Source organism: Curtobacterium sp. MCLR17_051 (assembly GCF_003234395.1).
GTDB classification, from domain to species: domain Bacteria; phylum Actinomycetota; class Actinomycetes; order Actinomycetales; family Microbacteriaceae; genus Curtobacterium; species Curtobacterium flaccumfaciens.
This window is the reverse complement of the sequence record NZ_QKTA01000002.1, coordinates 1-12,101: the sequence shown is the minus strand read 5'-3', so window position 1 is coordinate 12,101 and position 12,101 is coordinate 1. Positions and strand designations below refer to the sequence as shown.

Genomic DNA, 12,101 nt, shown 5'->3' with positions numbered 1-12,101 from the left:
GCTACTTCAGGGCCGACTGCACGTCGGCGTCGGCGGTGGCGAGGAGCGATTCGGGGTCCCCGCCCGCCATCGCCTTCTGGGTCGCGGTGTCCACGGCGGTGAGCACGTCGGCGCTGTCGACCACGCCGGGCAGGAGCGGGATCGTGGTGCCCGGCAGCCCGGTGAGCGTCGCGACGGTCGGGTTCTCGTCGACGTCCGCGGCGGTGACGTCGGTGCGGAGCGGCGGCCAGCCGGACCCGAGGGCCCACTTCGTCGCGACGGACTGCTCGTTGAAGTAGCGCAGGAACCGCTCGGCTGCGGCCTGCTTCGCGTCGTCGGTCTGGGCCGTCACACCGAGCGAGATGCCGATGGCCGAGGCCACCTGCGCTTCGGGGCCCGCCGGGATCGCGGCGATGCCGTAGTCGATGTCCGACGCCTCGGCGACACCGGCCATCCAGGGGCCACCGATCTCCATGGCGGTCTTGCCGGCCGTGAAGAGCTTGTCCGCGGCGATGCCGTCGACACCGGTCGGCGAGATCTTGTCGTCGCGCACCGCCTTCGCCCAGTACTCGAGCGTCTCGGCGTTCGCGGCGGAGTCGATCGTGGACTTCGTGCCGGCCTCGTTCGTGATCGATCCGCCGTTGCCGGCGAACAGGCTCGGCCAGATGCCGTTGCCGACGGTCTGGTGGTCCGGCAGCACGAGCCCGTACTGCTCGGGGGTGCCGTCGCCGTTCTCGTCCTTCGTGAGCTTCTTCGCGTCGGCGACCCACTCGTCCCAGGTGGTCGGGAAGGAGTCGATGCCGGCAGCTGCGAACAGCTTCTTGTTGTAGATCACGGAGAGCGGGACGAACCCGCTCGGCACCCCGTACTCCTTGCCGTCGACCCGCTCCATCGCGACGGCCTGTTCCTTCAGGTCCCCGGTGTTGTTGGCGTCGTCGGCGTAGAAGTCGCTGAGGTCGACCAGCGCCTTCTTCTGCGCGTAGACCGGCAGCCGGTCGGAGGTCATCGCGACGAGGTCCGGGCCCTTCTTCGCGGACAGGGCGGGGAGCATCGTGTCGTCGATCACGGCCCAGGTCTTCGTCTGGGTCGTGATGGTGACCTTGTCCTGCGAGGCGTTGAAGTCCTTGACGATGCCGTCCAGGACCTTGCCGTCGGCCTCGGTGTAGCCGTGCCAGAACGTCAGGTCGACGTGGCCGCCGTCACCCGACGACCCGGGGGAGCCGGCGCACCCGGCGAGGGAGAGCGACGCCGCTGCTGCGAGCGCGACGACCGCGATGTGCTTCTTCATCGAAAACCTGCCATCCGTCCGGCACGTCGGTGTGCGGACCTCGTCCATCCCGGATTTACACCGGTGTAAATGTGGACAGTAGCCGGTGCTTGACCGCCCGGTCAAGGGGTCGGGGAGCGCCCGTGGTCAACGGGTCAGGCAGCAACCGGACGCAACGGTCCGGACGACGCCCGGACGACGAGTGCGTGCGGGGAGCGCAGCACCCCCGGTGTCGCCGGGGCACCCTCCTCGAGCTGGGCGACGAGCACCCCGACCGCTGTCGCCGCGACGCGGTCCAGGTCGGCCGACACCGTGGTCAGCGCCGGGGTCGAGTACGCCGACTCCTCGATGTCGTCGAACCCGACGACCGCGACGTCGTCCGGCACGGTCCGGCCCGCGAGCTGCAGGGCACTCATCGCCCCGAGCGCCAGCGCGTCGTTGCAGCAGACGATCCCGTCGACCGCCACGCCGGCGTCGAGGAGCTGCCGTGCGGCCGCCGCACCCTCGGCCCGGTGCCACAGCGCGGTCGGCACCACCCGCTCGGGCGCGAACGGCAGGCCGTGGTCGTCGAGCGCTTCGCGGTAGCCCCGCAGTCGCTCCTGCGCCGTGCGCACGGGTCCCGACGGGTCGGAGCCGATGAACGCGATCGACCGGCGGCCGGCGTCGAGCAGATGCGCGGTCGCGTCCCGCAGCGCGTCGGCGTTCGACATCGCGATGAACGGCACGGGGGCGTCCGGGATCGGCTCACCGAGCACGACCAGGGGGAACTTCACCTCGAGTGCGGCGGCATCGCTCGGCCGGACGGTCAGCGGGCTGTAGATGATGCCGTCGATCGAGTGCTCGCGCATCCGGGTGATCGCGTCCGCCTCACGCACGCCGCTCGCGGTCTGCTCGATGAGCACCGTGTAGCCCACGGCTCCGGCAGCGCGGATGACGGCGTCGGCGAGTTCGGCGAAGTACGCCTGCCGCAGTTCCGGCACCGCGAGCCCGAGCACCTTGGAGCGTCCGGCGCGGAAGTTCCGGGCCGAGACGTTGAGTTCGTAGCCGAGCTCGTCGACGGCGGCCATCACACGGTCGCGGGTGCGGACGGAGACGTGTTCGTAGCCGGACAGCACGTTCGAGACGGTCTTCTTCGAGACACCTGCCACGGCCGCGACGTCGCTCATCGTGGGCGGAGAGCGGTGCCCCTGCGCCATCGGGCGCCCCCTCTCACGTGCGGACTGCGTTCGGCAGGAACCTACCGCACCAGCGTGGTGCGGACCGGACGGGAGGCCCGTGGCGGGTCCGCCACGGGCCTCCCGTCCGGTCTCGGCCGACTCAGGCGCCGGTCTGCTCCGTCGGTGCGGCCACGGGCTTCGACTGGCTCGACCCTCGTTGCCGCAGGGACACGGTGGCGATCACCATCACCGAGATGACGAGGAACTCCGACTGCCAGTTCTGCATCGACTCGAACCAGAACTGGCTCGTGCCGAGGTAGCCCCACGCCGAGACCACGCTGTCGCCGTGCTCGAGCTGCTCCTCGTTGTAGGCCGCAGCGCCACCGATCACGTGCCCGACGACACTGCCGAGGAACAGCACCGCGAACAGGATCAGCAGCGAGTTCTCGTACAGCACGAGCACGATCCCGCCCCGGCGCACCGGCCACGGGGCCTTCGGGTCGTCGGCGTGCTCCCGGGGGTCCTCGTCCTGCGGGCTCTGTTCGTCCAGGGGCTCGGACTCGCTCGACCCCTTCTGGAACAGGAACACCGTGAACACGATGTACGCGCCCATCTGCAGGAACTCGCTCTCCCAGTTCTCGAAGGTCGCCTCGGCGAAGTCTCCGCTCGTCAGGAAACCCCAGAGCGACACGGCCGCCTCGCCGTGCTGGAGTGCGTCCGCCGCGGACACCCGCCACCCGGCGAACACCATGCCGACGAAGCACACGACGAAGACGGCGACGTTCGCGAGGAGCAGGCCGTGCCGTCGCACGCGCTGCCACCCACTCGATCCGTTGTGCAGGCCGAGGGTCACCGGGTCCTCCGTTCGTCGTGTCGACGCCATCCTCGTCCGGACGCCACGAACGCCTTCGCAGGAGCACCCGACCGCTCGCGGCGGTTCCGTCAGCGACTCAGAGCGTGATGCCGGTGGCCTCGGCGAGCGCGTCGAGCAGTGCGGTGCGGAACCGCTGGTCCGCGACCGCCGGGTGCGGTTCCTGCCGCTCCCCGTGGAACCAGTAACCGCCTGTCATGGTTTGGTCCGGGTCGGTCGCGAGCGTCTCCTGCGTGCGGTGTCCGAGCTCGAAGTCGTCCGGAGCGCCGGCCCCGCCCATCTTGGTCGCCACCCAGCCCGGGTCGACGGCGTTGCTCAGCACGCCCGGGCGTCGGAGCGGCACCTCGGCGGCGAGCGCCGTCACGAACAGCTTCGTGTCGGAGTACGAGTTCGTCTCCGAAGCGCCGGTCCAGTCGACGGTGTCCAGGCGCGGGCGGCCGCCCCGGTGCATCCCGCTGCTCAGGTACACGTGCCGCCCCGGCGAGCGCAGCAACGCGGTGAACAGGTACGGCGCCACGACGTTCACGGGCACCAGGGAACGGCCCGAGATCACGCCGGCGTTGTGCACGACGGCGTCGAGCGGGGTGCCGGCGTCGAGTTCCCGGGCGGTGGCGATCACGGCGTCGCGGTCCGCCAGGTCGGCGACGACGAGTTCGGCGCCGCGCTCCACCAGGTCGGCGACCGCCTCGGCGCGGGCCCGGTTGCGCGCGTGGACGACGACGTCGTGCCCGCTGCGGAGCAGCGAGTCGGCGGTTCCCCGCCCGAGGCCGTCGGTGGATCCGGTGACGAGGATGCGTGCCATCCGCCCATCATGCGCCCGACCGCTGCAGCGGGTCCGGCAGGTGGACCGGCAACGGGCGGACGGGAGGCACGGTGCGGGCCCGCCACGGGCCTCCCGGCTGTTCACGGGCCGGCCACAGGGCCGCGGTACGGTCGCTGCATGAGCAGCTTCCTCGAGCCCATCGACGCCGTCGGCGTCGGTGACGCGACGATCGTGCCGGACGCCACACGACCGGTCGCGGCGGTCGTCACGGGCGACGACGTGCGGTGGGTGACCTGGCCGGACGCCCCGTTGCCGGACGGTGCGGTCGACGAGGTCGGGGTCCTCGGGACCGCGACAGGTGCCTGGGTGGTCTACGTGTCGCGCGAGGACGCTGAAGGCGACCTCGACACAGAGTCGCGGACGGCCGTGCACGTCACGCCGGCCGGGGAGACGTGTGCCGTCGATCTCGGGGATCGACGCGTGCTCGGGGCGGACGTCGAGGGGCTGTGGATCGGCGACCCACGTGACGCGTCCATGTGGATGGGTGAGGACGAGGACTCAGAGGACGAGGGGCTCGAGGATCCGGAGGACGACGACGAGGACTCGGACGACCCGCTCGACGGCGTCGACCCGGAGACCCTGCCGTGGGCGCCGTCGGAGCCGTTCTGGCCGTCGCCGGAGGAGTGGGCGGCGACGCTGGCGGCCGGCGAGGAGCCGGAGGACGACGACCCCGAGCTGCTGGACGACGACGATCACGACGTCCGCCCCCGCTCCTTCTGGAGTGCCGGACCCGACGCCGACGACGAGGACGACTTCCCTCGCCCGTCGGGACCACCGGCTGACCCCGCGCCGCCCCTGCCGACCCCGCCGACCGAGCTCGTGCTCGTCCGGACCGACGGCAGCCGGACGACGATCACCGTCGACCACCTGGTCGAGGACGTCCGCCGCACCGGCTCGGTCCTCACCATCCGGTACATGCCCACCGGACCCCGGCGCACGCCCGATCTGACGGGCGGGTTGACCTACCACTACGACGCTCGGGAGGTCGACCTCGACGTCGCTGTCGGCCTGCCCAGCGTCGTCACCACCGATGACCTGCCGTCCCGTGCCGCGAGCGACGAGGACGAGACGTCGTGGGAGGACGAACAGGAGCGTCTGGAAGCAGCCCGCGCTCCGTGGACGGAGCAGTTCGACCTGACCGACGTCGAGGGCGCGCACTGGCCGCTGCACGACCTGGACGCTGCCGCACGGGAGCGCGCGGTCGCGGACCTCGTGGACGTGTTCGAGGCCCTCGACCAGCCTGGCATCCTGTGGACACGCGACCACCCGGAGCCCCGCCGGTCGGCGAGTGACTACCGGGCGGTCGAGGTCACCGTCGAGGGCGAGTGGCCGGCGACCGAGGTCGTGGTGTCGTTCGAGCACCGCGCCGTGCCGTACCTGCGGCTCCGTCGGCGCTACCGGGTGTTCGACGATGCCGGGCACGTGGAGGACTGGACCTACGTCGGCGTGCACCTGGACGAGGACATCGCCAGCGGACACATCGCCGACCGGTCGGACGCGGTGGACGGGGTGCTCGACATCTGACGGGTGCGGTCCTGCCTGATCCCACCGCCCCGTGCGGCCCGCTGGTCCTGTACGTTTCCTGTGTAGACATCCCCTGACCAGAGAGGACGCGGCGCCATGAGTGACGGCACGCCCCAGTACAACCAGCAGAACCCGAACCCCTACGCCGCCGGCGGGCAGCCCTACGGCGCTCCGATGCAGCCGTCGTCCGACCGCTTCAACGTCATGGCGATCGTCGGGTTCGTCCTGGCCTTCGTGGTGAACATCGCCGGCCTCGTGGTGTCGATCATCGCGCTCTCGCAGATCAAGAAGACCGGGGAGCGCGGCCGCGGCCTGGCCCTCGCCGGCGTCATCATCAGCGCCCTGTCGCTCGTGTTCGGCATCATCTGGGTCATCTTCCTGATCGCCGTCGTCGCGAACGCTCCGGCGGGCAGCATGGGCAGTTACTGACACCCACCAGCACCAGAACGGAGGCCCGTGGCAGCTCGCCACGGGCCTCCCGTCTGTCCGGCGCCGGTTCCGACCGTGGCCTCAGCCGATGACGCCGGTGTGCTCCAGCACGATGTTCAGACCGATCAGGATCAGGACGACACCACCCGCGATCTCCGCCGGCTTGCCGAAACGGGCACCGACACGGCGACCGACCAGGACCCCGACGAACGACAGCACCGCGGTGGTGATCCCGATGAGCAGCACCGCGCCGCCGATCGAGACGGGCAGGAACGCCAGGGTGACACCCACCGCCAGGGCGTCGATGCTGGTCGCGACCGCCAGTACGAGGAGCTCGCGGACCGGCAGCCGGTCGGTGTCCTGCTCGGTGTCCTCGTGCTTCGAGAACGCCTCCCACAGCATCTTCCCGCCGATCAGCGCGAGCAGCCCGAACGCGACCCAGTGGTCGAACGCCGCGATGTACTGCGCGAACGCCGACCCGAGCAGCCAGCCGAGCAACGGCATCACCGCCTGGAACACCCCGAACGTCAGCGCGATCACGATCGCGTGCCGCACGTCGAAGCGCTTCATGTGCAGGCCCTTGCCGAGGGCGACGGCGAAGGCGTCTGCGGAGACGCCGAGCGCGATGAGGAAGAGGGCCCAGAAGGACATGGGGGTGGCGCCTTTCGAGACGGTCGGATGGAGACTCCGACGTCTCAGGACCTGACGATCCTGGCACGGTCCAGGGCACGAAAAGGCCTGATCAGCGGGATTCGTCGCCCCGAATCCGCGGGTTGGTGGGCCCGGTCCGCCAACCCGGCCCACGTTCTCGACGTGACCAGGGGACGGACTGGAGGCTCGTGGCGGGCACGGCCACGAGCCTCCAGTCCGGCAGTCAGTGCGTCAGGAACCGGCGGCCGCGTGCGCGGCCACCTGGCTGGCCGTCAGTTCGGTGCCGTAGACGGCGGCGTACCGCATCGACCCGGTGAAGTACGGGTTGTTCGTGGCACCCGGCCACCCGCTGACGACGTCGTAGCCGACGCGGAAGTACCCGGTGAAGTTCTCGGGGCTCTTGAAGGCCGCGTTCGACGTGACGAGCGTGCCGTCGACGTACAGGCGCATCCCGTTGGTGGGCGACATCGTGGCGACGGTGTGGTGCCAGGCGCCGTCGGTGTAGGCCTTCGGCGAGGTGAGGACCTGCGTGGCGCCGTTGTACGTGCCGAACGCGAGCTGGCCGCTGGTGGTCAGGTAGAGCTTCCGGTCGTGCTGGCTCGACGCTCCGGTCTGGCTGCTGCCGAAGCCGATGAGCATGCCGCCGGCGACCGTGGTGCGGAACCAGACCTCCTCGCTGAAGGTCGTGGGGTTGGCGTACGAGCGCGGAGTGGAGACGTAGCTCGTCGAGCCGTTGAGCGCGTAGGCGTTCCCGCTGTCGCGGGGGCAGGCGTTCGGGCTCGGCGTGGTCGCGGTCATGGTGCCCTGGTAGGTGCCGTTCGCGCCGCGGCCCGACCAGTCGGTGGCCGTCCGCGAACCCGAGGCCTCGGTCAGGCGGTAGGCGAACAGGGCGTTCGCGGTGTCGGCGCCGACAGCGCCCGTGCACGTGAAGTACGGGGCGGTCGCGGCCGTGTTCGCGCTGTTGGTCACGCGGGCGGTGTACGCCGAGCGGGTCGGGGCGAACTGGTTCAGCAGGACGACGACGGCCAGGGCGACCACGAGGAGGACGGCGACGACGCGACCGTCGCGCAGACGGCGGAGGATCACGACGGACGCACCGCCTCGACGCGGCCGACCGCCAGGCACGCCACGAGCGGCACGAGGCACACGGCGAACAGGGCGACCCAACCCAGGGGGTCGAGGTCGATGTTCGACATGAGCTGGTAGTGCCCGTTCTTCGTCAGCTCGTGGATGACGACCTTGCCCATCTCGCCGTCGACCAGGTGGACGCTGTTGCCGCCGTGGGCGTCGACGCGGACCGGGAAGATCCCCGACGAGATCACGGTGGCCTCGACGCCGGTCGGGCTCGAGGTGTTCGTGATCGTCGTCACGTTGACGAACGGCTTGAACACGAACGCCGCGTACGCAACGGTGAGGGCGCTGCCCGCGATCCGCAGGCACGTGCGGGTCACCCGGTCGGTGAACGCACTGGTCAGGGTCAGGATGATCAGCGTGCCGATGAGCAGGATCGGGGCAGCGCGGAGCAGCCAGCCGATGCGCGGGACCAGGAGCGCGGGGGTGCCGATCACGTCGGCCTGGGTGAGCGTCCACGGGTCGGTGGCGCCGTTGACGTCACCGCGGGTGTGGAGCCCACCGTCCGCGTCGATCGAGACGATGCGGTGCGTGTAGACGACGTCCGGGTTGGCGGAGGTCTCGAACGAGACGATGTCGCCGACGCTGAGCGTGGCGACGTCCACCGGCAGGTCGAGCACGAGGGTGCCGACCGGGGCGGCTTCGCCCATCGAGGGGGTCTCGACGACGAACCAGCGGCCGCCGGCGGAGAGGAACAGGACGGCGGCGGTGAGGAGTAGTGCGGCGATCGCGGCGACCGACCAGGCGAGGACCGTCTCGGAGCGGGTGACCTGACGGCCGCGGAGGACCGGGCGGTCGAGCATGCCGCTGAGCGGGATCGCTGCGGTCTGGCTCATGGGCGCTGCTCCGGGGTCGGGGTCGGGGTCGGGTTCGGGTTCTTGCTGGGGTGGCGACGCTCGGCCGGAGGGGGGTCGGCCGAGCGTCGCCGGTCTGGGGGAGGAGTGATGGGGGGGTCGGATCAGGCCGTGAAGGTCCAGGTCATCGGGACCGAGGCGGCGAGGCCCTGGTAGGTGTTGCCGGCCGAGGAGTCCAGGGTCACCGCGAAGTTGAACGGGACGCTCGCGCCGGCGGCCGGGGCCTGCGGCATCGTGAAGGCCGACGCCGCCGCACCCTTGAAGCTGGCGAGGGTGCCGCTGAACACGGTGGTGGAACCGGAGGTGACGACGAGGTTCATCTTGGCGCAGAGGTCGGTCGCGGTGCCGTTGGCCGACCCGTTCGCCGACTGGGTGCACGTCGCGCCCGGGTTCAGCGTGAAGGTGCTGGCGTTCGCGGTGCCGGTGTTCTTGATCGAGATCGCGGTGTTGACCGTGTTGCCCGGGGTCATCGTCGTGCTGCCGCCGAACTTGTTGATCGTCGAGCAGGTCGCCGAGTTCGTCGAGACCGAGCCGCCGTCGGTGCTGAGGCAGGTGACGGTCGCGCCGGCGTTCTGCTCCTGCATGATCAGCGTGCCGCTGCCGGCGGTGTTGCTGCTGTTGGTGATGCTCGCGGCGAACCCGGAGAGGGTGCCGGTGAGCGAGAGGGAGAGCAGGACGGCGGCGAAGATACCCGCGAGGAGCGCCACGGGGGCGAAGCGGATCCGCTTCAGTGCGGAGGTGCGGAGCTTGGTGGACACGGGGTACCTCTTCGTTCGGTGGTGGTTGCAGGAAGTCGGGGGAAGCAAGACCTTCGGGCTGTTTTGCTTCAACGGTTAAGATAGTCAGTGATTCACCAAGTTGACCACTCGTATACTCACCCCAGTGCGGGGGACGCCTCTTGTCCCCCCGGTACCCGACACGGAAGAAGGCCCTCGTGGCAGCAGGACGGAACGACGACGCAGCCGATCTCATGGCCGCGTTCACCGCCGTCGTGCGTGCGAACGCAAGCCTGGTGAGTCAGCTCAGCGCCCGGGCGGGCGTGCACGAGAACGCTCTCCGCGCCCTGGTGCTCATCAGCGACACCGGGTACTCCACGCCGACAGAGGTCGCCGGGTACCTGGGGCTGACCTCGGGCGCGGTGACGAACATGATCGACCGGATGAGCACCGCCGGCCTGCTCGAGCGCGCACCGAACCCGGCCGATCGCCGCGGCTCACTGCTGCGGTTGCTGCCTCCGGGCGATGTCGTCGTGTCGGACTACCAGGAGCGGTACGCAGCGATGCTCCGGGCCGTCGACGGGGCGCACAAGGGCGAACTGCACGAGGTGCTCAACGACCTCGCGACGAGTCTGTACGAACAGGCTGCCGCCGCGTCCTGATCTCGCTCGCGGGGACCGCGCGTCTACCTGGTGGGGATCGCCCGTTCCGCTGTCGAGGTGAGGCCGGCACGGCGTTCCCGATCCGTCCCGCGGGCGCGCTCGTCCTCGAGCACGCGCGCGACGGTGTCCCGGAGGGGTCGGGTCACTCCGCCGGCGTCCCTGAACGCCACGGTGGAGCGCTGTGCGAACCCTCCCTCCGACACCGGGATCCACAGGGGGAGTGATCGCGGTCCGGCCCAGTAGGCCACGTCGTGCGCGAGCAGGACGTCGTCGTCGACCGCGACCAGCTCGTCATCGAATCCGGTGACCTCCGCCACACACCGGAAGAAGTCCTGCATCGGCACCGGAGCGCCCACCGCGTTGACCGTGCCGACGAACCCGTCGCGCCCGGCCCGGACGAGCCAGGCAGCGAGGTCCGCGACGTCGATCACCTGGACGAACCGCTCCGCCGGCGTCGGCACCAGCACCGGCCCACCGCGGTCGAGGCGTGCGGGCCAGTACCCGAACCGGTCACTCGGGTCGCCAGGGCCGACGATCAGCCCCGGGCGTGCGATGAGCAGCCGTGACCCGAGCCGGAGCCGCGTCATGCGCTCGGCGAGGACCTTCGCGTCGGCGTACTCGGACGGGTCCTTCGGCTCCACCAGCCGGGCGGACTCGTCGGCGCCCGGTTCGTCGTTGTCCGCGTACACCGAGACCGTGGACACCAGGGTCCAGTGCGCGGCCCGGTCGGCGAGGGCGTCGAGCGCCGGGGCGACGAGTTCGGGGGCGCTGGCGAGCTCGATGACCTCGTCCCAGTCGCCGGTGGCCTGTTCGTACACGCCGGCCAGGGCTCGATCCGCCTGGACGAAGCGCGCTCCCTCGGGGACGCTGCCGGTGGTGCCCCGGGCGAGGCAGGTGACGTCGGCGCCCTCGGCCAACAGCTCGTCGACGATCGTTCGCCCGAGCCAACCGGTTCCGCCGAGTACCAGGACGCGTCGCGCGCGCTGCGTCATCAGACGGGCTGGAGGGGTCGTCGTTCACCGTCGGGGAGCTCGACCCGGATGCGATCGCCCGGCCGGACCGTGCCACCGGTGAGCACGACGCTCATCACCCCGCCCTTGCGCTCGACCGTGCCGTCCTCGGCACGCCCCAACACGGCACGGAGGAGCCCCGGCTCGAAGCCGTTGATCTGCTGGCACGGGTTCCGCAGGCCCGTGACCTGCACGGAGGCGTCGTCGCCGAGGTGCAGCACTGCTCCCTCGGGCAGCCCGAGTAGGTCGATGCCACTGGTCGTGACGTTCTCGCCCATCTGTCCCGGTTCGACGCTGAACCCGGCTTCGGCGACCTCGTCGAACAGCTCGGCGTGCAGCAGGTGGACCTGGCGCAGGTTCGGCTGCGACGGGTCACGCGCGACCCGGGAGCGGTGCTGCACGGTCGTGCCGGCGTGGGCATCACCCTCGATACCCCACCCCGCCACGAGCGTCACCGCGTCGACCAACGGCTTGCTGAACCGGTGCTCGCCGTCCTTGCTCACCGCGACCACGCGCGGCTGGTCCATGTCGTCCCCGCTCATGGGGCCGATTCTGCCCCATGGTCACGGTCGCGCGGGTGCAGCGTCGCTCAGTGGCGCTCGCGCGGGCCGGTTCAGCGGCGCTTGCGCAGCGCGTTCGTCGCCCACAGCGAGACGGCGATGAGCACGGGCTGGAACAGCAGGCGGACGAAGCGCTTGGTGTCGGTGTCCAGACCGAACCCGTCGCGGTGGTGCATCCACTGCGCGATGTTGCCGGGGAAGACCGCCAGGAAGAACACCGCGACGACCCACCCGACCGTCACCTGACGCCGAGCCAGGAGCATCAGCGCAGCCCCGAGGGAGATCTCCACCACGCCGGAGGCGATCACCGTGACGTCCGTCGGCAGCGGCACGAACTTCGGCACCTGCGCCTGGAACTCCTCGCGCGCCACCGTCAGGTGGCTGATGCCGGCCCAGGTGAGCATCGCGCCGAACAGGATGCGGACGATGGTCCGGGGGCGGGTGGAACGGACTGCGGGGGTGCGGGT

The 12,101-nt window shown here is 70.7% G+C and carries 14 protein-coding genes; 3 read left to right on the top strand and 11 right to left on the bottom strand.

Features of this window, described 5'->3' with window-relative positions; genetic code table 11:
- Nucleotide 1: 1 nt before the first annotated feature.
- From DEJ06_RS03040 to DEJ06_RS03025, 4 genes are all read right to left on the bottom strand, one after another.
- A complete protein-coding gene (locus DEJ06_RS03040) occupies nucleotides 2-1,267 on the bottom strand; it encodes an ABC transporter substrate-binding protein (protein WP_111038382.1) in 1,266 nt (421 codons plus the stop codon).
- Between the two features lie 134 nt (nucleotides 1,268-1,401).
- Nucleotides 1,402-2,412, bottom strand: a complete 1,011-nt coding sequence (locus tag DEJ06_RS03035; protein WP_111038381.1) for a LacI family DNA-binding transcriptional regulator — start codon at nucleotides 2,410-2,412, stop codon at nucleotides 1,402-1,404.
- Between the two features lie 151 nt (nucleotides 2,413-2,563).
- Nucleotides 2,564-3,256 carry a DUF6766 family protein gene (locus DEJ06_RS03030; RefSeq protein WP_164941154.1) on the bottom strand — a complete coding sequence of 231 codons (693 nt, stop codon included), beginning with the start codon at nucleotides 3,254-3,256 and terminating at the stop codon, nucleotides 2,564-2,566.
- Between the two features lie 97 nt (nucleotides 3,257-3,353).
- The gene (locus DEJ06_RS03025) at nucleotides 3,354-4,076 is read right to left on the bottom strand and encodes an SDR family NAD(P)-dependent oxidoreductase (RefSeq protein WP_111038380.1); all 723 of its coding nucleotides are present in this window, start codon (nucleotides 4,074-4,076) and stop codon (nucleotides 3,354-3,356) included.
- Between the two features lie 138 nt (nucleotides 4,077-4,214).
- Between DEJ06_RS03025 and DEJ06_RS03020 the strand changes: the two genes are divergently transcribed.
- Nucleotides 4,215-5,621 carry a hypothetical protein gene (locus DEJ06_RS03020; RefSeq protein WP_111038379.1) on the top strand — a complete coding sequence of 469 codons (1,407 nt, stop codon included), beginning with the start codon at nucleotides 4,215-4,217 and terminating at the stop codon, nucleotides 5,619-5,621.
- Between the two features lie 96 nt (nucleotides 5,622-5,717).
- Complete coding sequence (locus DEJ06_RS03015; RefSeq protein WP_111038378.1) at nucleotides 5,718-6,050, top strand: DUF4190 domain-containing protein; 333 nt, start codon at nucleotides 5,718-5,720, stop codon at nucleotides 6,048-6,050.
- A gap of 81 nt (nucleotides 6,051-6,131) precedes the next feature.
- On the opposite strand, the gene DEJ06_RS03010 is transcribed toward DEJ06_RS03015, so the two are convergent.
- The 4 genes from DEJ06_RS03010 to DEJ06_RS02995 form a co-directional block, all read right to left on the bottom strand.
- Nucleotides 6,132-6,701, bottom strand: a complete 570-nt coding sequence (locus tag DEJ06_RS03010) for a manganese efflux pump MntP family protein (RefSeq protein ID WP_027466883.1) — start codon at nucleotides 6,699-6,701, stop codon at nucleotides 6,132-6,134.
- 231 nt (nucleotides 6,702-6,932) lie between these two features.
- Nucleotides 6,933-7,787, bottom strand: coding sequence for a LamG domain-containing protein (locus DEJ06_RS03005; protein WP_111038377.1), 855 nt, complete (start codon nucleotides 7,785-7,787; stop codon nucleotides 6,933-6,935).
- Nucleotides 7,784-8,668: a S26 family signal peptidase gene (locus tag DEJ06_RS03000; RefSeq protein ID WP_111038376.1), complete on the bottom strand. Its 885-nt coding sequence runs from the start codon at nucleotides 8,666-8,668 to the stop codon at nucleotides 7,784-7,786. The genes DEJ06_RS03005 and DEJ06_RS03000 overlap by 4 nt, the downstream gene beginning before the upstream one ends.
- 122 nt (nucleotides 8,669-8,790) lie before the next feature.
- The gene (locus DEJ06_RS02995; RefSeq protein WP_027466885.1) at nucleotides 8,791-9,444 is read right to left on the bottom strand and encodes a hypothetical protein; all 654 of its coding nucleotides are present in this window, start codon (nucleotides 9,442-9,444) and stop codon (nucleotides 8,791-8,793) included.
- A 176-nt stretch (nucleotides 9,445-9,620) separates the two neighbouring features.
- Here DEJ06_RS02995 and DEJ06_RS02990 point away from each other — a divergent pair, with 176 nt between their 5' ends.
- The gene (locus DEJ06_RS02990) at nucleotides 9,621-10,064 is read left to right on the top strand and encodes a MarR family winged helix-turn-helix transcriptional regulator (RefSeq protein WP_146245532.1); all 444 of its coding nucleotides are present in this window, start codon (nucleotides 9,621-9,623) and stop codon (nucleotides 10,062-10,064) included.
- 23 nt (nucleotides 10,065-10,087) lie between these two features.
- Here the strand turns inward: DEJ06_RS02990 and DEJ06_RS02985 are convergent, their stop codons facing one another.
- The 3 genes from DEJ06_RS02985 to DEJ06_RS02975 all read right to left on the bottom strand — a co-directional run.
- Nucleotides 10,088-11,056, bottom strand: coding sequence for an NAD-dependent epimerase/dehydratase family protein (locus DEJ06_RS02985; RefSeq protein WP_111038375.1), 969 nt, complete (start codon nucleotides 11,054-11,056; stop codon nucleotides 10,088-10,090).
- A complete protein-coding gene (locus DEJ06_RS02980; RefSeq protein WP_228516464.1) occupies nucleotides 11,056-11,616 on the bottom strand; it encodes an MOSC domain-containing protein in 561 nt (186 codons plus the stop codon). Before DEJ06_RS02980 ends, DEJ06_RS02985 begins: the two co-directional genes overlap by 1 nt.
- Before the next feature lie 71 nt (nucleotides 11,617-11,687).
- On the bottom strand, nucleotides 11,688-12,101 hold a 414-nt coding region (locus DEJ06_RS02975; RefSeq protein WP_258372583.1), incomplete at its 5' end, for a MauE/DoxX family redox-associated membrane protein.

What these genes read in the sequence shown, in the direction of transcription:
- DEJ06_RS03015 (WP_111038378.1), top strand. Translation starts at nt 5,718, where the DNA reads ATGAGTGACGGCACGCCCCAGTACAACCAGCAGAACCCGAACCCCTAC.
- DEJ06_RS02980 (WP_228516464.1), bottom strand. Translation starts at nt 11,616, where the DNA reads ATGAGCGGGGACGACATGGACCAGCCGCGCGTGGTCGCGGTGAGCAAG.
- DEJ06_RS02985 (WP_111038375.1), bottom strand. Translation starts at nt 11,056, where the DNA reads ATGACGCAGCGCGCGCGACGCGTCCTGGTACTCGGCGGAACCGGTTGG.
- DEJ06_RS03010 (WP_027466883.1), bottom strand. Translation starts at nt 6,701, where the DNA reads ATGTCCTTCTGGGCCCTCTTCCTCATCGCGCTCGGCGTCTCCGCAGAC.
- DEJ06_RS03025 (WP_111038380.1), bottom strand. Translation starts at nt 4,076, where the DNA reads ATGGCACGCATCCTCGTCACCGGATCCACCGACGGCCTCGGGCGGGGA.
- DEJ06_RS03020 (WP_111038379.1), top strand. Translation starts at nt 4,215, where the DNA reads ATGAGCAGCTTCCTCGAGCCCATCGACGCCGTCGGCGTCGGTGACGCG.
- DEJ06_RS03040 (WP_111038382.1), bottom strand. Translation starts at nt 1,267, where the DNA reads ATGAAGAAGCACATCGCGGTCGTCGCGCTCGCAGCAGCGGCGTCGCTC.
- DEJ06_RS03035 (WP_111038381.1), bottom strand. Translation starts at nt 2,412, where the DNA reads ATGAGCGACGTCGCGGCCGTGGCAGGTGTCTCGAAGAAGACCGTCTCG.
- DEJ06_RS03000 (WP_111038376.1), bottom strand. Translation starts at nt 8,668, where the DNA reads ATGAGCCAGACCGCAGCGATCCCGCTCAGCGGCATGCTCGACCGCCCG.